This is a genomic window from Sulfitobacter profundi (genome assembly GCF_042661425.1).
GTDB classification, from domain to species: Bacteria; Pseudomonadota; Alphaproteobacteria; order Rhodobacterales; family Rhodobacteraceae; genus Sulfitobacter; species Sulfitobacter profundi.
The window spans coordinates 3141434-3160958 of sequence record NZ_JBHSWA010000001.1 but is presented as its reverse complement, the minus strand read 5'-3'; the positions used below and the strand labels follow the sequence as shown (position 1 = coordinate 3160958).

At 62.0% G+C, this 19525-nt stretch carries 16 protein-coding genes, 1 tRNA gene and 4 pseudogenes; 10 read left to right on the top strand and 11 right to left on the bottom strand.

What is annotated here, in order from left to right:
* Positions 1-53: 53 nt before the first annotated feature.
* The 5 genes and pseudogenes from argS (at position 54) to scpB (ending at position 5339) form a co-directional block, all read left to right on the top strand.
* Positions 54-1799, top strand: a complete 1746-nt coding sequence (argS, locus tag ACFQAU_RS16430) for an arginine--tRNA ligase (RefSeq protein WP_132443466.1) — start codon at positions 54-56, stop codon at positions 1797-1799.
* A 31-nt stretch (positions 1800-1830) separates the two neighbouring features.
* Entirely contained in the window at positions 1831-2886 is a 1056-nt protein-coding gene (locus tag ACFQAU_RS16425; RefSeq protein WP_132443465.1) for an SPOR domain-containing protein, read from the top strand.
* A pseudogene (locus ACFQAU_RS16420) lies at positions 2886-3892 on the top strand (glycoside hydrolase family 3 N-terminal domain-containing protein). Before ACFQAU_RS16425 ends, ACFQAU_RS16420 begins: the two are co-directional and overlap by 1 nt.
* The gene (locus tag ACFQAU_RS16415) at positions 3885-4679 is read left to right on the top strand and encodes a segregation and condensation protein A (protein WP_132443464.1); all 795 of its coding nucleotides are present in this window, start codon (positions 3885-3887) and stop codon (positions 4677-4679) included. Before ACFQAU_RS16420 ends, ACFQAU_RS16415 begins: the two are co-directional and overlap by 8 nt.
* Positions 4680-4682: 3 nt before the next feature.
* Positions 4683-5339 carry an SMC-Scp complex subunit ScpB gene (gene scpB, locus ACFQAU_RS16410; RefSeq protein ID WP_132443463.1) on the top strand — a complete coding sequence of 219 codons (657 nt, stop codon included), beginning with the start codon at positions 4683-4685 and terminating at the stop codon, positions 5337-5339.
* Positions 5340-5575: 236 nt separating this feature from the next.
* Here the strand turns inward: scpB and ACFQAU_RS16405 are convergent, their stop codons facing one another.
* The 8 genes and pseudogenes from ACFQAU_RS16405 to ACFQAU_RS16370 all read right to left on the bottom strand — a co-directional run bounded on the left by ACFQAU_RS16405 (position 5576) and on the right by ACFQAU_RS16370 (position 11393).
* Entirely contained in the window at positions 5576-6652 is a 1077-nt protein-coding gene (locus ACFQAU_RS16405; RefSeq protein WP_120352198.1) for a 2'-deoxycytidine 5'-triphosphate deaminase, read from the bottom strand.
* A gap of 78 nt (positions 6653-6730) precedes the next feature.
* Positions 6731-6807: transfer RNA gene (locus tag ACFQAU_RS16400), tRNA-Pro, on the bottom strand.
* 67 nt (positions 6808-6874) lie between these two features.
* Positions 6875-7924, bottom strand: a complete 1050-nt coding sequence (locus ACFQAU_RS16395) for a MerR family transcriptional regulator (protein WP_132443462.1) — start codon at positions 7922-7924, stop codon at positions 6875-6877.
* 3 nt (positions 7925-7927) lie between these two features.
* Positions 7928-8230, bottom strand: a complete 303-nt coding sequence (gene ihfA, locus ACFQAU_RS16390) for an integration host factor subunit alpha (RefSeq protein WP_067265868.1) — start codon at positions 8228-8230, stop codon at positions 7928-7930.
* A 109-nt stretch (positions 8231-8339) separates the two neighbouring features.
* A complete protein-coding gene (locus ACFQAU_RS16385) occupies positions 8340-9311 on the bottom strand; it encodes a beta-ketoacyl-ACP synthase III (protein WP_067628999.1) in 972 nt (323 codons plus the stop codon).
* Positions 9308-10384 carry a phosphate acyltransferase PlsX gene (gene plsX / locus ACFQAU_RS16380; RefSeq protein ID WP_132443461.1) on the bottom strand — a complete coding sequence of 359 codons (1077 nt, stop codon included), beginning with the start codon at positions 10382-10384 and terminating at the stop codon, positions 9308-9310. Before plsX ends, ACFQAU_RS16385 begins: the two co-directional genes overlap by 4 nt.
* A 50-nt stretch (positions 10385-10434) precedes the next feature.
* A pseudogene (gene rpmF / locus ACFQAU_RS16375) lies at positions 10435-10640 on the bottom strand (50S ribosomal protein L32).
* A 201-nt stretch (positions 10641-10841) separates the two neighbouring features.
* A complete protein-coding gene (locus tag ACFQAU_RS16370; protein ID WP_132443723.1) occupies positions 10842-11393 on the bottom strand; it encodes a YceD family protein in 552 nt (183 codons plus the stop codon).
* A 90-nt stretch (positions 11394-11483) separates the two neighbouring features.
* Between ACFQAU_RS16370 and ACFQAU_RS16365 the strand changes: the two genes are divergently transcribed.
* The 3 genes and pseudogenes from ACFQAU_RS16365 (at position 11484) to ACFQAU_RS16355 (ending at position 14601) form a co-directional block, all read left to right on the top strand.
* Positions 11484-11948: an outer membrane protein assembly factor BamE gene (locus ACFQAU_RS16365; protein ID WP_120351000.1), complete on the top strand. Its 465-nt coding sequence runs from the start codon at positions 11484-11486 to the stop codon at positions 11946-11948.
* A gap of 64 nt (positions 11949-12012) precedes the next feature.
* Positions 12013-12734: pseudogene (locus ACFQAU_RS16360) on the top strand (GNAT family N-acetyltransferase).
* A gap of 55 nt (positions 12735-12789) precedes the next feature.
* A complete protein-coding gene (locus ACFQAU_RS16355; RefSeq protein WP_132443459.1) occupies positions 12790-14601 on the top strand; it encodes an ABC-F family ATP-binding cassette domain-containing protein in 1812 nt (603 codons plus the stop codon).
* Here the strand turns inward: ACFQAU_RS16355 and ACFQAU_RS16350 are convergent.
* The 3 genes from ACFQAU_RS16350 to tyrS form a co-directional block, all read right to left on the bottom strand.
* The gene (locus tag ACFQAU_RS16350) at positions 14598-15209 is read right to left on the bottom strand and encodes a hypothetical protein (RefSeq protein WP_132443458.1); all 612 of its coding nucleotides are present in this window, start codon (positions 15207-15209) and stop codon (positions 14598-14600) included. The two genes, ACFQAU_RS16355 and ACFQAU_RS16350, sit on opposite strands and share 4 nt — an antisense overlap.
* Positions 15209-15964 (bottom strand): 3-hydroxyacyl-CoA dehydrogenase, encoded by a 756-nt coding sequence (locus ACFQAU_RS16345; RefSeq protein WP_132443457.1) that lies wholly within the window; start codon positions 15962-15964, stop codon positions 15209-15211. The genes ACFQAU_RS16350 and ACFQAU_RS16345 overlap by 1 nt, the downstream gene beginning before the upstream one ends.
* 132 nt (positions 15965-16096) lie before the next feature.
* Positions 16097-17347 (bottom strand): tyrosine--tRNA ligase, encoded by a 1251-nt coding sequence (tyrS, locus tag ACFQAU_RS16340; RefSeq protein WP_132443456.1) that lies wholly within the window; start codon positions 17345-17347, stop codon positions 16097-16099.
* 66 nt (positions 17348-17413) lie between these two features.
* Here tyrS and ACFQAU_RS16335 point away from each other — a divergent pair.
* Positions 17414-18540, top strand: a pseudogene (locus ACFQAU_RS16335) (anhydro-N-acetylmuramic acid kinase).
* Between the two features lie 352 nt (positions 18541-18892).
* On the top strand, positions 18893-19471 hold the full coding sequence (locus ACFQAU_RS16330; protein ID WP_386283478.1) for a hypothetical protein: 579 nt from the start codon (positions 18893-18895) through the stop codon (positions 19469-19471).
* Positions 19472-19525: the final 54 nt, after the last annotated feature.

Sequence of the window (19525 nt, the reverse complement as noted above, 5' to 3'; positions counted from 1 at the left end):
GATTGACTGCACCCCCGCACATGATAAACGGGCGGGGAACAAGGATACCCGACATGAACCTATTTGCCGAAATTCGCCATCTTATCATTGCGACGCTGGAACAGATGGTCGCGCAGGATGCCCTGCCTGCGACCCTGAACTTTGACCCGATCACCGCCGAGCCGCCACGCGACCCTGCGCATGGTGACATGGCGACCAATGCTGCGATGGTGCTGGCCAAGCCCGCGGGCATGAAGCCACGCGATATCGCCGAAGCATTGGCCGCCCAATTGCAAAACGATCCGCGCATCACCTCTGCCGAAGTGGCCGGCCCGGGCTTTATCAACCTGCGCCTTGCGCCTTCGGTCTGGCAGAACGTGGCACGGCAAGTCTTGAACCAAGGCACCGACTTTGGCCGCGCGATCCTTGGCGCGGGTCAGCGGGTGAACGTCGAATATGTCTCGGCCAACCCCACCGGGCCGCTGCATGTGGGCCACACCCGTGGCGCGGTCTTTGGCGATGCGCTGGCTAGCTTGCTGGATTTCGCAGGCTACGATGTGACGCGCGAATATTACATTAACGACGGCGGCGCGCAGGTCGATGTGCTGGCGCGCTCGGTCTACCTGCGCTACCTTGAAGCCAATGGCAAAGAGGTGGCCTTTCCCGATGGCACATACCCCGGCGACTACCTGATCCCGCTGGGCGAGGCGCTGGCCAAGATGTATGGCGACAAGCTGGTCGACCAACCTGAGAGCGAATGGCTCGATCATATCCGCGACTTTGCGACCGATGCGATGATGAACCTGATCCGTGAGGATTTGGCGGCCCTCGGCGTTGAGATGGATGTCTTCTACAGCGAGAAATCCCTCTACGGCACTGGCCAGATCGAAGCGGCGATTGCTTCTCTCGAAGCCAAAGGGCTGATCTACGAAGGCGTGCTGGAGCCGCCAAAAGGCAAGAAGCCCGAAGATTGGGAACCGCGCGAACAGACGCTGTTCAAATCCACCGAACACGGCGATGACGTGGACCGCCCGGTCAAGAAATCCGACGGGTCCTGGACCTATTTCGCCCCCGACATCGCCTATCACTACGACAAGGTCAGCCGCGATTTCGACATGCTGATCGACATTTTTGGCGCGGATCATGGCGGCTACGTTAAGCGGATGAAGGCGGCCGTGTCGGCATTGAGCGATGGTCATGTGCCGCTCGACATCAAGCTGACGCAATTGGTGAAACTCTTTAAAAACGGCGAGCCGTTCAAGATGTCCAAACGGGCAGGGACCTTTGTGACCCTGCGCGATGTGGTTGATCAGGTGGGCCCCGATGTGACGCGCTTTGTCATGCTGACGCGCAAGAACGACGCGATGCTCGACTTTGATTTCGACAAGGTGCTGGAACAAAGCCGCGAAAACCCGGTGTTCTATGTGCAATACGCCCATGCGCGGGTGGCTTCGATCCTGCGCAAAGCCCAAGAGGCCGGGGTCGAGGTTGCCGATGCCACGCTGATGGATGCGGATCTGACCAAGCTTGACCATGATGCCGAGCTGGGCCTGCTGCGCAAACTGGCCGAATGGCCGCGTCTGGTCGAAACCGCCGCGCGCAGCAACGAGCCGCACCGGGTGGCCTTCTACCTCTATGAACTCGCGTCCGATTTCCACAGCCTCTACCACTTGGGCCGTTCCGAAGACGGGCTGCGTGCGTTGCAAGAAGGGGACGCTGCCACATCGCAGGCAAAAATTGCCCTGTCGCGTGCCGTTGCGATTGTAATTGCGGCGGGTCTTGGTATTCTTGGGGTCACACCGGCGCAGGAGATGCGATAACCGCACCAGCGCGCCGAAAACAGGCAACCCCATGACCAGACCCGCGTGGCGATGTATCACGCCGGGCAAAGAGGCAGAGATGGCAGATTTCACGTCTTCCCCGACGACGGCGGGCTATGCGCCCGATTCCGCGCATGGCTACGCAGTGGGCAGCGGGCCCAAGACCCTGACAACGCTCACCAATATCGCAGGTGCTGTGGTTTCCTTGGCGCTAGTCGCGGGGATTGGTGTTTGGGGCTACAAGCTGCTGGTGCGTGATGTGACCGGCATTCCGGTGGTCCGCGCCATCGAAGGCGAGATCCGCGTGCGTCCCGATGAGCCGGGCGGCGAATTGGCCCGCCATCAGGGCTTATCGGTCAATGTCGTTGCCGCCGAAGGCAGCGCCGGTCGCCCCGCAGATCAACTGCGCCTCGCGCCGCGTCAAATGGAATTGCAAGACGAAGACCAGCCCGTTCAAGTGGCGATGGTTGCCGCAAAGACACAGGGCAATGCGACCCCCGCCGTCGCCCACGAGAATGACGGCGACCTGATCGATGCCTCCGCCGCGATCCGCTCTGGCAATGTTCAAGACCTCGTGGCGCAGCTGACCAATGGTGTCGCACCGCTCTCCGGGGCGGGCGCCTCTGGTGATCCGGTCGATGCCGCCGTGGCGATGGCGCTGGCCGATACCTCCGTGCAGCCAAAAGTCGTCAAGGCCGTATTGAACGCGCCCGGCGTGCGCAACTCCCTGCGTCCGCGCCGCCGCCCGGCAGGCGGTGCCGTGGTGACACCCGCCGCAGTCCAGAGCAATCCGGTCGCGACTGTCGCCCAAGAGGTTGATCCCGCGGCCCTTCCCGCTGGCACCCGGATGGCCCAGCTTGGTGCATTTGACAGCCCCGAGGTTGCCCGCGAACAATGGGACCGTTTGCAGGGCCGTTTCGGTGCCTATCTCGAAGGTAAGAATCGCGTTGTGCAAAAGGCCACCAGCGGCGGGCGGGTGTTCTATCGCCTGCGTGCCATGGGCTTTGACGACATCGCCGATGCGCGGCGCTTCTGTTCGGCACTTGTGGCCGAAAATGCGGATTGCATCCCGGTGGTGATGCGCTGATGCGTCCCTTCGGGGCCACGATCCTCGACGCGACGGGCCTCCAGCTCAGCGTCGAGGAAAAAGCGTTCTTTCGTGACGTGCGGCCCTTCGGCTTCATCCTTTTCGCCCGCAACATCGACAGCCCGGATCAGGTCCGCGCGCTATGTGATGAGATGCGCGAGGCGGCAGGCCATGAGGCAGTAATCACCATCGACCAAGAGGAGGCCGCGTGCAGCGGATGCGCGCCCCGCAGTGGCGCGATTGGATGCCGCCGATGGAACTGGCCGCGCGCGCCGGGGAACGGGCGACGAAGGCCTTTTACTTGATGTACCGGATCATCGCCCATGAGTTGCACAGCGTCGGGATCGACAGCAACTGTGCGCCACTGATCGATGTAGCGGGGCCCAAGACCCATCCGTTTTTGCGCAACCGGTGCTATGGCGAAACGCCGGGGCAGGTGGCCGAGATTGGCCGCGCCGTTGCCGATGCGCTGCTGGCCGGGGGCGTGCTGCCGGTGATGAAACATATGCCGGGCCATGGCCGTGCGACGCTCGACAGCCATCACAATCTGCCCCGCGTGGATGCCCGCCGCATTGATCTGGAGGCCGTGGATTTCGCGCCGTTCCGCAGCCTGCGCGACCTGCCCATGGGCATGACGGCACATCTGGTCTATGACGCATTGGACGACACGCCCGCGACTCTGTCGTCAGAGGTGATGCGGATCATCCGCGATGATATCGGCTTTGATAACCTTGTGATGACCGACGATATTTCGATGAAAGCCCTGCAGATGACCCCGGCGGGAAGCACCCGTGCGGCCATTGCCGCGGGCTGTGATGTCGCGCTTTTTTGCAATGGACCGCTGGAAGAACGCCGCGCCGTGGCCGAGGCCGCAGGCGAGATGACTACAGCTACCCAGACCCGCGCGCTGCGTGCGTTGGATGCGCGGCAAACCCCCGACGACGTTGACATCGACGCCCTCAGCGCCCAGCTTGAGACGCTTCTGGGCGGGGCATTGCATGGCTGACACGACATTCGAGGAAGACAGGGGCGGGGCCGGTGGCTCCGTGGCCGACCGGCTGGCCGCCGAGGCGTTCATCATTGATGTCGAAGGCTATGAAGGGCCGCTTGATCTGCTGCTGTCGCTGAGCCGGACGCAAAAGGTCGATCTGCGCAAGGTTTCGGTTCTGCAACTGGCGCGGCAGTATCTGGCCTTTGTCGAGCGTGCCAAAGAACTGCGGTTGGAACTGGCGGCGGATTACCTCGTCATGGCCGCATGGCTGGCTTTCCTGAAATCACGCCTTTTGCTGCCGCCGGACCCCACCGAAGAAGGCCCCTCGGGCGAAGAAATGGCCGCCCATCTGGCTTTCCAACTGGAACGCCTGCAGGCGATGCGGGACGCTTCCGCACGCCTGATGGCGCGGGATCAACTGGGTCGGGATTTCTTTGCCCGCGGCCAGACTCAAGAGATCACCACTGTCAAAAAGGTCACCTATACCGCGACGCTGCTGGACCTGATGCAGGGCTATGCGCGCACCCGCACGCGGGAGGATTTCCGCCCCTTTGTGATGGACCGCGATAAGGTCTTTACCATGGAAGAGGCGCTGGAACGGATGCGCGGGCTGATCGGCTATGCGGGCGATTGGGGTGATCTGAACAGCTACCTGCCCGAGGGCTGGGAAAGCGATCCTGAGCGCCGCCGCTCAGCGACCGCTGCGACCTTTGCGGCCTCCCTGCAATTGGTCAAAGAGGGGCATATGGAGATCCGGCAAAAAGAGATTTTCGCCCCCATCCAACTGCGCAAGAAGGATTGATGCGTGTCGGAAGAGATTGAAACGAAAGAAAAGAAACTGTTCGACGCGCCCTCGCTGGCCGAACAGGAGCGTATGATCGAAGCCGTGCTTTTCGCCAGTTCCGAACCAATCACGCTGCGAGAATTGGAACAGCGGCTGCCGGGCGGCTCTGACGTGGGCGAGGCGATGGCCTTTCTGCGCCACCGCTATCAGGGGCGCGGCGTGCAGGTCATGAAAGTCGGCGACGCCTATGCTTTTCGCACCGCGCCGGACCTTGGCTTTTTGATGCATCGGGAAACGGTCGAGACCCGCAAACTCAGCCGCGCTGCGATCGAAACGCTTGCGATCATCGCCTATCACCAACCCGTCACCCGCGCCGAAATCGAAGAGATACGCGGCGTGGCCGTGTCACGCGGCACGGTCGATCAACTGCTTGAGATGGAGTGGATCCGCTTTGGCCGCCGTAAGATGACGCCGGGCCGTCCGGTGACCTTTGTGGTCACGCAGGAGTTTCTGGATCACTTCGGTCTAGAGAGCGCGCGGGACCTGCCGGGGCTCAAAGAACTGCGCTCTGCCGGGTTGTTGGAAAACCGCCCGCCCGCCGGTCTGCTGCCCACCGTAGGCGATGGCGAGGACGAGCCAGAAACCACCGAAGGCCAGAGCGAGCTGTTCGAAGATTAATCGGGGTCGGGGCTGACTTACGCCCCGCCGCCACTACATCAGTTTTGCTGATCCAAGGGAGAGGGCTGATGAAACCGATCGTCAATATGGTTCTGCGCCATGTCATGCGCCGCTTAATGTCACGAGGCGCTGGCGTGGGTAAAAGGGCCGCTCGCGCGGGGGCACCGCTTTCAATGCGCGCAATGCGCAGCGAGGGGTCCGCTTGCTGCGCCGGTTTCTTCGCTCGCGGTAGGCGGTCAGACGGAGCGGAAATGCTTCGACAGTTTCAGACCCTGACCTTGGTAATTCGACGCGATGTCAGCGCCGTAAAGCTGGCTGGGGATCTGCGCCATATGCTCATAGACCAAGCGCCCCACGACCTGCCCATGCTCCAGCACAAAGGGCGCCTCGTGACAGCGCACCTCAAGCACCCCGCGTGAGCCTGCACCACCTGCTTCGGCATGGCCAAAGCCCGGATCGAAGAAACCCGCGTAATGCACGCGGAACTCTCCGACCATTGCCAAATAGGGTGCCATTTCAGCGGCATAGGCGGGCGGGATCGTCACCGCTTCGCGGCTGACAAGGATATAAAACGCGCCGGGATCAAGGATGATCTGGCCATTGGTGCTGTGCACCTCTTCCCAATAGGCGGCGGGGTCGTAGTGGCCGATCTTGTCGAGGTCGATCACCCCGGTATGCGGCTTCGCGCGGTAGCCGACAAGGCTGGTGCCGGGCAGCCGCAGATCGACGGAAAAGCCCAACCCTTCGTCAATCACGGCAGTGCCGTCCACCAGTGGCGTGGTGTCATGCAGCGCGCGCAGGGCGTCATCATCGAGCGTCGCATCCCCGCTGCCAAAGCGGATTTGATTCAACCGCATACCGGGGCGCACGAGCACCGAGAAGGAACGGGGGCAGATCTCGGCATAGAGCGGGCCGGTATAGCCCGGCGCGATCCGGTCAAATTCGGTGCCGCCGTCGGTGATGGTGCGGGTCAGAAGATCAAGCCGCCCGGTGGAGCTTTTGGCATTCGCCACGGCAGAGACACCTTCGGGCAGGGCCAGCCGCTCCATCAGGGGGACCACATAGACGCAGCCTTTTTCAAGCACGGCCCCATCGCTGAGGTCGACGCGGTGCATCTCGAATTCTTCCAAACGATCCGCGACCTTGGCCCCGTGCCCCGCAAGGAAAGACGCGCGCACGCGATAGGCGACATTGCCGAGCCGCAGGTCAAGGCTGGCGGGCTGGATTTGCGCGGAGGTCACCGCCGGATCGGCGGCAATGGCACCGCTGTCGATCATCGCTGCAATCTGCTGGTTGGGGAGCACCCCGTTCATCGCATTGGGCATCAAACGGGGCCTTTCAAATGACAAACGCCCGCGCGTTACCGGCGCGGGCGTTTTGTTGTAGTCGGTTGGTCGGGCTAGCAGGACTCGAACCTGCGACCTTCCGTCCCCCAGACGGACGCGCTACCAGGCTGCGCCATAGCCCGACTACGTGGGCTTCATACCCGATCTCGCAGGGGGCGCAAGAGGGAATTGCCAAACTTTTCATCGCGATTAGTAATTTGTTTCGGTGCCGGGTTCCGCGGCCATACGCGCGCGCAATTCGGCCAGATCCAGCAGCAGACCGGCAACCCGAGGTTGCACGTCACGCGGCAGACGGTGGACACGGGCGCCAACGCTCAGCAGCCCCGGGCTGGCGGGGAAATCGGCTTCGGGGGTGAAATCAGGCAGATCGATGATCGCGGGTTTGGGCGTGTGGTCGACCTCGTCTTCTTGGGGTGCGGCTTCTGCGGGCTCAGGCGCGGGGTCGGGCGCCGCTTCGGTTGCCTGTTCAGGCTCGGGAGCCAGTGGGCGTTTGAGAAAATCGGGGAGGCTGGCGTTTGATGCCGGTTCAGGCTCGGACGGTTCTGGCTTAGATGGGACGGACATAGCCGGGGCGGGCTCAACCGCAGCATCAGCGGCAGGTTCATCCAATTGCGGCGCATCCGGCGTCGCGCTGTCAGACGGGGCCAGCGGATCAGGTGTGGCCCGTGGGTGGTCATCGGCGGGCGGCACGGGCGAGCGGCGCGGCACCGCCACAGGCGCGGCCTCCGGTGCTTTCGGTGCCTCTTCGACAGGCGCCGCCTCCGCTGCGCTTGCGGGTTCTTCGACGGGCAGGGCGTTCTCACCCAGATCGGCGGCAGGCTCTGCCTCTTCGGCGTCCTCGTCCGAGACATCGGCCTCGGGCACGGCGTCAGACTTTGCGCCGCCAAAGTTCAGAACCACCCCGGTTTCCGGGCGGATGATGTCAGGTTTGGGGGCGGGCCGAGGCTCCGCAAAATCCAGCTCATCAAGCGGGGCAGAGAGGGAGGACACATGGGTCATCCCTTCCTCGCGGAGGATCTTTTGGACGCCTTTGATGGTCAGCCCGTCATCGTGCAGCAGTTTCTTGATCCCACCCAGCAACAGCATATCGGCCGGACGGTAATAGCGCCGCCCTCCAGCCCGTTTGATGGGTTTCACTTGGGTGAACTTACTCTCCCAGAACCGCAGAACATGGGCCTGAATACCGAGCCAGTCAGCGACTTCGGAGATGGTGCGAAAAGCGTCCGGCGATTTGACCATGGGTCAGGACTTGTTGCCTTCGGCAACGCGGTCTTTCATCAAATGCGAGGGGCGGAAGGTCAGCACCCGGCGCGGGTTGATTGGAACTTCTTCGCCGGTTTTCGGATTTCGGCCCACACGCGCGGTCTTGTCGCGTACCGAGAAGGTGCCGAAAGAGGAAATCTTGACCTGTTCCCCGTCGACCAGAGCGTCGGACATATGCTCAAGCACTGCTTCGACCAGTTGAGCACTCTCATTACGAGACAGACCGACTTCACGAAATACAGCTTCGCTTAAATCCATGCGCGTCAATGTCTTGTTCGGCATTATATCCCCCATGCTTTCCAATAGCATATGCTGCTCAGAATTTTAGAGTCAACATCAATGCCCGGATCAAGCACGATTCGGCAGAGATTTTCCACGTTAGCTCAGGGACTTACCAGCGCAGAACAACAGAGCCCCACGCCAGACCGCCGCCAATGGCTTCGGTGACGATCAGATCGCCCTGTTTGATCTGGCCACGCTCACGGCCCACAGACAGCGCCAGCGGGATCGAGGCCGCCGAGGTGTTGCCATGGTCCTGTACGGTGACGACCACGCGCTCCATCGGCAGGTTCAATTTCTTTGCGGTGCCTTGTATGATGCGGATGTTGGCCTGATGCGGCACGATCCAATCGACATCTTCGGCGCTGACGCCGGCGCGGTCCATCGCGGTATTGGCGGTGGCGGCAAGTTTCTCGACCGCGTGGCGAAACACCTGATTGCCCTGCATCCGCAGATAGCCAGTGGTGCCGGTCGACACGCCGCCATCGACGTAGAGCAGGTCACGGTAGCGTCCGTCAGAATTCAAATCCGTCGCGAGGATGCCCCGGTCGGACGGGCTGTCGCTGCCGTCTTGCGCCTCAAGCAGCAACGCGCCCGCGCCGTCGCCAAACAGCACACAGGTCGAGCGGTCGGTCCAATCCATGATCCGGCTAAAAGTCTCGGCTCCGATCACCAGCACATTGCGCGCCTGACCGGATACGATCAACGCATTGGCGTTTGCCAGCGCATAGACGAAGCCCGCGCAGACCGCCTGCACGTCGAAGGCAAAACCACTGGTCATGCCCAATTCGGCCTGCACCATGGTCGCGGCGGAGGGGAAGGTAAGATCAGGTGTAGAGGTGGCCACGACGATCGCATCCACGTCAGAGACATCGCGCCCGGCGTCTTCGAGCGCCTTGCGCGCTGCGGCGCTGGCCATGGTGGAGGTGGTTTCTCCTTCGGCGGCAAAGTGGCGGCGTTCGATGCCCGAGCGCGAGCGGATCCATTCGTCATTTGTGTCGAGGGTCGCTTCAAATTCGGCATTTTCCACGACACGGGCGGGCAGGTAGTGGCCACAACCAGTGACAACGGCGCGCAGGCTCATTTGACGGACTCCTCGGCTGGCAGCGTCGCGGCAACGCGAGCGGCCAGCTTGTCATTGAATTTATTCTGCGACAACTGCGCGGCGAGTTTGATCGCAGCAGAGATGCCGGTCGCATCGGCAGAGCCGTGCGATTTCACCACCGTGCCGTTCAGACCCAGAAAGACGCCACCGTTCACACGGCGTGGGTCGATCTTTTTGCTGAGGCGGCGCAGGGATGTATAGGCCAGCAGCGAGGCCAGCCGCGACAGGGGCGAGTATTTGAACGCCTCGCGCAGGCGGTTGCCGATCATGCTGGCGGTGCCTTCGCCGGTCTTGATCGCGACATTGCCGGTGAAACCGTCGGTCACGATAACATCGGCGCGGTTGCCCGAGATATCGCCGCCCTCGACGAAACCGACGAATTCAAACCCGGTGGCATCGCCTTGGGCCCGAATCAGATCGTAGGCTTCCTTGAGTTCAGTACGGCCCTTATGCTCTTCGGTGCCGACGTTCAGCAGACCGACGCGGGGGCGCTCCAGTTCCATGCCGTTGCGGGCATAGGAGGTGCCCATCAGCGCGAAACGCAACAGATCATCGGCGTCGGCGCGCACATCGGCGCCCACGTCGAGCATCACGTTGAACCCCTGGGGGTTGGAAGACGGGTAGAGCACGGCAATCGCAGGGCGGTTCACGCCCGGCAATTTACGCAGCCGTATCATCGACATCGCCATCAGCGCGCCGGTATTGCCGCAAGAGACAGCCACGGCCGCCTCTCCGCTGCGCACGGATTCGATGGCCGACCACATGGAGCTGTCTTTGCCGGTACGCACAACTTGGCTCGGCTTGTCGTCCATCGTGACGACATCCGTGGCGTGACGTATTTCGCAACGGCCCGACAACTCGCCACGTTTGGCGATCAAAGGCTCCAACTGATCGCGGGGACCATGCAGGATAAAACCAATGTCGGGATTTGCTGTCGCAGAAAGCGCACACCCGGCAACAATTGCTGCCGGGCCTTCGTCACCACCCATCGCGTCGACCGAGATCAGGGTGTGTCCGGCTTTCGCGTTGGGGTGATCGGGCTGGGCCGTCATCAGTGCGAATGCCTCACTGCCTTAGAGAAAACCTTGGAAACAACCGTAGCTTATGCTGCGTCGTCTTCCAGGTCTACTTCTTCGGTCAGGGCGACAACTTCGGTGTCGTCATAGTGACCGCAAGCAGCGCAGATGTGGTGGGGGCGCTTCAGCTCACCGCAGTTCGAACATTCGTTCGGGTTCGCTGCGGACAGCGATCGTGGGCGCGGCGGTTGTTGCGGCGGGATTTAGATACTTTATTCTGTTGGACAGCCATGTCTGGTGCCTTTGCCTTCGGGGTTGCTGACGTGCATGTGGCAGGCCGCAACCGTGTTTCAATTCGGACCCCGTTTCGGGCGTGACGACGCTTTAGGGCCGCAGCCGCGCAATGTCCAACCTTAATTCGGGTGAGGGCGGCAAAATAACGCGAATTCGCCGCGATGCAAGCGCGAATACCCGCGGTTTTCCGCCTGTTTCTTTAGGTTTCGTCTTTCTTTAGCGCATCGCGCAGGGCACCCAAGCCCGCGAAGGGCCGCGCGTCTTCGTCGGTCATCGGCTTTTGCCCGGGTTCGGCATGGACCATCTGGCCCAGTTCGACATCGCCCTTGCGGGGGTATTCCGGCACTTCCAGCGCCAGCGCCTCAATCATCACCTGCGCAGGGTCGATCCATTGACCCAGCGGTTCGGTGGTGTCGTCCTCGGGCATTTCGACCTCCTCCTCATCGGGGAGTTCGAAATCATGGACGAAGCGGCGGGTGATATGCGCGTCGATGCGCGTGGTAACGGGTTCCAGCGTGACCACGCAGGGCTGCACCACGGTCGCGCCCAATTTCCCGTCAAGCTGCCAGTCCTGCTTGCCGAGGGGTTTGATGCTCCCTGAAAAGCTGAGTTTGCGCAGCGCGGAGAGGGTCAACTCCTCGGCGATCTGCGCCAGCGCCTCTGCCTCAGGGCGCAGCGCAAAGCCGTTTGGCTCCGTCTGGGACAGGTCAGCGACCCGTAGAGCGGTGGGCGTAGGTGATTTGCGCGACATGAGATCCGACTTTCGTTTCTTGTACACTTGGGGTGCCTTGGTGTATGCGAAATAAAAGCCATAATCCGTCAGGGCAAGAGGGCAGAGCAAATGCGCAAATCGAAACAGACCGGCAAGACGAGTCTCCGGCTCGCAGGTATGGGCCTTGCACTGCTTCTCACAGCCTGCAGCCCGCAGTATGAAAACCACGGCTATGTGCCGCCGCAGGACCAGCTTGAGCAGGTCGTCGTTGGCAGCGATACCAAAGAAAGCGTCGCCCAGAAGATCGGTGTGCCCACCGTTTCAGGTGTTTTGAGCGATGATAGTTACTATTACGTTAAAATGCGCAAACGGGCTCTGGGCTTTCTGGCCGCCAAAGAGATCGAGCGTGAAGTGGTGACCGTCAGCTTCAATGAGGCGGGTGTGGTGTCGAATGTCGAGCGCTTTGGGCTGGAACGCGGGCAAGTTGTGCCGCTATCGCGCCGCGTGACGACATCTCCCGTAGCCGATAACACCTTCCTGCGTCAGCTTCTGGGCAACATCGGCCGCTTTAGCCCCTCGGCATTCGGCAGCTAAGTTTCCCCGGCATGTCCCGCCGGACGGTCGGCGGGACAGCGGACAAGCGAAGGCGACCTCGCAGATGACCCATGCGCCCCCGGGCCGATATCTGACGCGCGAAGCCATCACGCCTGCTGACATTACCCGTGCGCAGACGCTTCGGGCGCAATGTTTTCAGACCGGAACCACCCCAGACAGAGACCCCTTCGACGCGGCTGCACGGCATTTTCTGGTCGAGGACCGCGCCAGCGGTACGCTGATCTGCTGCTTTCGCCTGAGGCGGTTTCAGGGCACGAGCCTTGGCCAAAGCTATGCCGCGCAATTCTATGACCTGAGCCGCCTACACGGTATGGAGGGCGCCATGCTGGAACTTGGGCGCTTTTGCATCCATCCAGATTGGCACGACCCCGATATTCAGCGCCTCGCTTGGGGGCAGTTGGCGCGAGAGGTTGACCGCAGCGGTGCGGCGCTTCTGTTCGGCTGTTCCTCCTTTGCGGGCACCGATCCTGCCGCCTACCGTGATGCCTTTGCCCTGTTGAAACAGCAGCACCTTGCCCCGGCACACTGGCGGCCTGCCGCCAAAGCCGCGGATATCCACGCTTACGCCCGCGACAGCCATACCGCAGATCCCCGGCGCGCGCGCCAGCAGATCCCGCCGCTGCTGCGTAGCTATCTGGCGATGGGGGATGGGTCAGCGATCACGCCGTGATCGACCGGCAGATGAACACGCTGCACGTCTTTACCGGGCTTGAGATCGCCGCGATCCCACCCAACCGCGCGCGGCTCTTGCGCGCATTGGCCTGACCCGGGCGCGCCTTTGGACATTGACCTTGCCCGCGCCGAGAGATAGCTGGCGGGCATGGCACGCGCACCCCTTTTACAACTCACCGACATTTCGCTGACCTTTGGCGGCGATCCTGTTTTCGAAGACCTCTCACTGGTGATTCAGACCGGCGACAGGCTGGCTTTGGTCGGCCGCAACGGCTCGGGCAAATCGACCCTGATGAAGGTCATGGCCGGGCTGGTCGAGCCTGACAGCGGTGCGGTGATTGCCGGGCCCGGTGTGTCGGTCGGCTATATGGAGCAGGAACCCGATCTTACGGGGTTCGAGACGCTTGGCGATTTCGCCGCACACGGTCTTGATCCGGGCGAGATGTACAAGGTCGAACGCGCGGGCGAGGGGCTGAAGTTCGACCCCGCACGCCCCGTCGCCACGGCTTCGGGCGGCGAACGCCGCCGTGCGGCACTGGCGCGGCTGATGGCCGAAGAGCCCGAGCTGATGCTGCTGGACGAACCGACCAACCACCTCGACATCGAAGCCATCGCTTGGCTCGAATCCGAGCTGAAGGGCACCCGCACGGCCTTTGTCATCATCAGCCACGACCGCGCTTTTCTGCGCGAATTGACCCGCGCGACCCTTTGGGTGGACCGCGGGGCCGTGCGCCGACAGGACATCGGTTTTGAAGGCTTTGAGGCTTGGCGCGATCAGGTCTGGGAAGAAGAGGACATGCAGCGTCACAAGCTGAACCGCAAGATCAAGGCCGAGGCCCGTTGGGCGGTCGAAGGCATCTCTGCGCGGCGCAAACGCAATCAGGGCCGGGTGCGGGCGCTTCAGGATCTCCGCGCCGAACGGTCGGCCCAGATCAAACGGCAAGGCACGGCGGCCATGGCGTTGGAGGCCGGGCCGAAGTCTGGCCGCAAGGTGATCGAAGCTGCGGGGATCGCCAAGAAATTCGGTGACAAACAGATCCTGCGGGATTTCTCGATCACTGTGCAACGCGGCGACCGGATCGCGCTGGTGGGGCCGAACGGCGTGGGCAAGACCACGCTGCTGAACATGCTGATCGGGAAAGAACAGCCCGATTCAGGCGAGATCAAGCTCGGCACCAATCTGGAACTGGCGCTTTTCGATCAGGCCCGTGCGCAGCTTGACGGGGACATGACCCTTTGGGACAGCCTCACGGGGGATCCTGACATGCGCGTGTCAGGCAAGGCCGATCAGGTGCTGGTGCGCGGACAGCCCAAACATGTGGTCGGCTACCTAAAAGAATTCCTCTTTGACGAGGGGCAGGCCCGCGCGCCTGTGCGCTCGCTCTCAGGCGGGGAAAAGGCGCGGCTGCTGCTGGCCAAGATCATGGCACGGTCCTCGAACCTTTTGGTGCTCGACGAGCCGACAAACGATCTGGATGTCGAGACACTTGACCTGATGCAAGAACTCTTGGGCAACTACGACGGCACCGTGCTGCTGGTCAGCCACGACCGTGACTTCCTTGACCGCGTGGCCGCCACCACCATCGCCATGGAAGGCGACGGGCGTGCCACGGTCTATGCCGGCGGCTGGAGCGACTATCTGGCGCAGCGCGACCAGGATGATTTTTCCGACAGCGTGGTAAAGTCCAAGCCCGGCAAGGCCGAGCCGAAAGCAGAGAAGAAACAATCCGTCTCAGGTCTCAGCTTTACCGAAAAGCACCGGCTCGAAGCGCTGCCGGGTGAGATTGAGCGTCTTGAGGCGGAGATCGGCAAACTCGAAGAACTGCTTAGCGACGCGGAGTTGTTCACCCGTGAGCCGGTGAAGTTCCAAAAGGCCACCGATGCGCTGGTGCAGCGGCACGAAAAACTGTCCGACGCCGAGGAAGAGTGGATGACGCTGGAGGAAAAGGCGCAGGGTTAATCCCCCGCGTCTTTCAGAGCGATCTGCGGCCGGTATCCATTGCGGAAGGCGGCGACGCTGCTGGGCGGAGTGAGCAGGGTGACACGGCCCCGAGGGCGTGGTTGCGCCGGGCCGTAGCCTGAGGGCTGATAGCGGTGGAAGGCATCGCCGAACAGCACCCCACTCTGGCCTTCATGATCTAAGACAAAAGACCCGTCAGGCAGGTCGTGCATCGCCACATCCGCATGGCGACGCTGTTGGAAAACGCGCGGCACGGCGCGTTCGCTGTGCAACTGACGGTCAAGGGCCGCAGCAGGCCCCGACACATCGCAGCACGCCCGGAACCGCCGGTAATCCGCGGCGCGGCATTCAGCGCAGGGCCGGTGACCGGCGGCAAAGGCCACAGCCTCATCCAGAAAGAAAAGCTCGGTATAGTGACGCGGGGCCATCAACTGCCGCCGACGGCCCTTGAAGCTGAGCACACAGCACACCCAATTCTGATGCGCCCAACGGCGTTTGGGGTGCAGACCGTTTTCATCGTGCAGGATACCGCGATTGCCCATGAACCCACCCCGCGCGGGGTGGGCGATGATCTCTCCATCGGGCTGGACGCGGTTCTGCAGCGGCATCAGCGCATCCGCAGCGCCCCATCAAGGCGGATAACCTCGCCGTTGAGATAGCCCATTTCAACGATGAACCCGGCCAACCGCCCGTATTCCGAAGGATCGCCAAGGCGCGGCGGGTTGGGGACATCCTTGGCCAGATCCGCTTGCACTTCTTCCGGCAGCCCCGCCAGCATCGGCGTTTTGAAGATGCCGGGCGCGATGGTCATCACGCGGATGCCGTCTTTGGCCAGATCCCGCGCCATGGGCAGGGTCATGCCTACAATCCCGCCTTTGGACGCGGCATAGGCGGCTTGGCCCTTTTGCCCGTCAAATGCGGCGATTGAGGCGGTGTTGATGATCACCCCCCGCGCGCCATCGTCTTCGGGTGTGTTCTTGGCCATGGCCACCGCTGCAAGCCGCGCCACGTTGAAACTGCCGACAAGGTTGATGTCGACCGTGCGCTGAAAGGCGTCCAACGGGTGCGGCCCGTCGCGGCCTGTGGTCTTGATCCCAAGTGCAATGCCTGCACAGTTCACCGCCGCCGTGATCCAGCCCATCTTTTCCTGAGCTTGGTCCACCGCTTTTTGCACCGAAGTCTCATCCGTCACATCGGTCATGACGAAATGCCCGCCGATTTCCTTGGCCACAGATTCGCCCCGGGCGGCGTCACGATCCAGCAGGGTGACCTGCGCGCCTTGCGACGCAAAATAGCGCGCCGTGGCTTCGCCAAGCCCCGATGCGCCCCCGGTGATGATGGCGGCTGTACTGTCTAGTTTCATGATGGCTCCCCCGATATGAACGCTTGTTCAGTTCAACACGAAGTTTGGCCCCATGCAAGCCATGCTTGCTGGAACAGGTGATGAGCAGGAGGAGACTGGGGGCCGTAAGGCAGCCCCCGTTAAGTTAAGACTTTAGCCGATCTGCACCAGCGCGTGGCGTTTCTTACCTGCGCTCAGCTTGATAGGAGACGAGAGCGCGCCCGCATCGAGCATCAAGCCCGCATCTGTCAGCGGCTGATCATCAATCCGCGCACCATTCTCGGCAATCAGGCGCTTGGCCTCTTTACCGGAGCCCGCAAGGCCGGATTTCACCAGCAGTTGAACGATCGAGACCCCATCGCCCACATCCGCCGCCGTAAGAGTTAATGTAGGCAGATCGTCGCCCACGCCGCCTTTTTCAAAGACCTCGCGCGCCGTGGCTTCGGCGTTCCGCGCCGCTTCTTCGCCGTGCAGCAGGCCGGTGACCTCATTGGCCAGTCGCACCTTCGCCTCATTGATCTCAGACCCGGCAAGCCCGCCCAGACGGTCGCATTCGTCGACCGGCAGCTCGGTATAGAGCTTGAGGAACCGGCCCACGTCGGCATCGGTGCAATTGCGCCAGAACTGCCAGAACTCGTAAGGCGAAAGCATGTCGCCGTTCAGCCAGACCGCGCCCCCTGCCGATTTGCCCATCTTCTTGCCGTCGCTGGTGGTCAAAAGCGGCGATGTGAGGCCGTAAACTTCGCCGTCGATCACGCGGCGCGTCAGGTCGATGCCGTTGACGATGTTGCCCCATTGGTCCGAGCCGCCCATCTGCAGGATACACCCATAACGGCGGTGCAATTCCATAAAGTCATAGGCTTGCAAAATCATGTAGTTGAATTCGAGGAACGACAGTGATTGCTCGCGGTCCAACCGCGATTTCACGCTTTCAAAGCTAAGCATCCGATTGATCGAGAAATGCCGCCCGATGTCTCGCAGGAAATCGAGATAGTTCAACTCATCGAGCCATTCAGCGTTGTTAAGCATCAGCGCGTCGCTCGGCCCATCCCCATAATCAAGGTAGCGGGCAAAGACCTGACGGATGCCTTCGATATTGTCGTCAATCGCTTCTGGCGTCAGCAGGGGGCGTTCATCCGACCGGAAGGACGGATCGCCCACCTTGGTTGTGCCGCCGCCCATTAGGGTGATCGGCTTGCCGCCGCACTTCTGCAACCACCGCAGCATCATGATATTGACCAGATGCCCCACGTGCAGTGACTTGGCCGTGGCGTCATACCCTACATAAGCCGGCGCCGCGCCTTTCATGAGGGCTTCGTCCAACCCTTGATAATCGGTGCAATCGGCCAGAAAGCCGCGCTGCATCATCGTGTGGATGAACTCCGATTTGGGATGGTATGTCATGGTGACTTGCCTCAAAACTGTATTGCGGGGCAATCTATATGCGCACGAGCGGCAAAGGAAAAGGCCATGAATAGGGCCATGCACAGGCAACATGTCGGAACCGGTGTGGTAACGGCATTGGGAATGATGTCGGGCACCTCGTTAGATGGGGTGGACGCGGCTATTTTGCGCACCGATGGGCAGGACATCACCAGCTTTGGCCGCAGCGCCTATCGCAGCTATTCGGCCGAAGAGCGTCGGGTGATCGCCGCCGGATTCGGAAAATGGCACGGGGCCGAGGTTGAGGCGGCAGCGCAAGCGGTTGAGGCCGCGCATCTGGCGCTGTTGGATGATCTGTTGAAAGATGAGCCCGGCGTTGAGCTTGTCGGTTTCCACGGCCAGACCCTTGCCCATGCGCCCCGGATGCAGGGCACGCTGCAAGTGGGCGACGGGGCGCTATTGGCGCGCACCATCAACTTGCCCGTTGTCTGGGATTTCCGCAGTGCCGATGTGGAACTGGGCGGAGAGGGCGCACCTTTGGCCCCGTTCTTTCACCATGCCTGCGCCCGTTTTGCTGGGCGGGAGGGCCCGGTGGCTTTCTTGAACCTTGGCGGCGTGGGCAACCTGACTTGGGTCGATCCGCGCGTTGCACGCCCAGAGGAAGAAGGCGCGCTGCTGGCTTTCGATACCGGCCCGGCAAATGCGCCGATCAACGATTTGATGCAGGCCCGCCTCGGCCAAGACTTTGACGAAGGCGGCAAACTGGCTGCCCGGGGCAGGGTGGAACATGGCGCGTTGGAGCTATTCCTTGCCGAGCCATACTTTGCACGCATGCCGCCCAAATCGCTCGACCGGAATGATTTCGCGGAAATGGTCGCCTTGGTCGGTGAACTGTCAGACGCCGATGCCTGTGCCACCCTGACCGCCATGTGCGCCGCTGGCGTGGCCGAGGCGATGCAGCACTGCCCAGCCCCGCCCGAGCGGGTCTATGTCACGGGGGCGGGCGCCATAATCCGGTGCTGATGCGGATGCTGGACGTCAGCCTTGATTGCCCTGTCGCTCCGGTGGAAGAGATCGGGTTGGATGGCGATATGCTGGAGGCACAGGCTTTTGCCTATCTCGCCGTGCGCGTGGCGCGTGGCCTGCCGACCTCATGCCCCGGCACCACTGGCGTGCGCGCCGCAGTGGGTGGCGGCACCGTCAGTCGAATCTGAAGTCCGAGCGTTAAAAATTCAATCATGACGGGAATTTGCCGGAGGGCGCCCAATCGGGCAGCAGGGTGCAGCTCTTACGCGGCCAAGGCGGCAACTTCGGCATCCCTTTAACAAAATTTCAAAAAATATATATTTTTCGCAATTATTTGAAACAAAAATCCTTCTGTAAGCGTGAATATAGCATGGGGCCCAATGGCTGGCGGAGGAGCTGAAGCTTACCGGCCCCGATCTAAAGAAGGAGATTCGAAATGACTATCTTTCAAACCAGAAACTTAAAAACTCCATGGCGATCACGGCGGCGGCGATTTTGCTCACGCCCGCGGCCCAGGCGGAAATTGGTCTGGGGGTCGGCGTGAGCGCCGGCGGCCACGGCGGCGCGGATGTCGGCATGGGGGCCTCAGTTGGCCGAAGCGATGGCGTCGGAGCCGGAGTCGGCGCTTCAGTCGGCGGGGATAGCGGCGTGAACGCGGGCGTCGGCGCGTCGGTCGGCGGCGGTGATGGCGTGAACGCAGACGTCGGCGCCTCAGTCGGCGGCAGTCATGGTGTCGGGGCCGGGGCGGGCGTCTCGGTCGGTAGCAATGGCGGCTCAGGCAGCGGCGGTGCGGGCACGGGCGGGCAGGACCCTGTCCCAGGGACCACCGCAGGCCGGGCGACGGGCGTGGCCGACAGCAGTGCAATCTCTGCCAAAACGATCAACATTGCGACGCTCATCGGCGCACCGGTCTGGAGCAAAGACCGCATCTTGGTCGGTATGATCGAAGAAGTCGCCCCCGGACCCAACGGTAAGGTCGATGCCGTTCTACGCCTCAGCGCGGCGCTGAAAACTGACAAAGATATCATCCGGATGCGGATTGCGCCGCGTTTGTCCGACCGCGGCGTATTGCGGCTGGGGTATTCGAAACAGAAGTTCCTGCAGTTATTCGCCAGCTGATCGGCAGTGGGATGAAGGCCGCGGAATGAAGAATGAGGGGCGGGGGAACTTCCG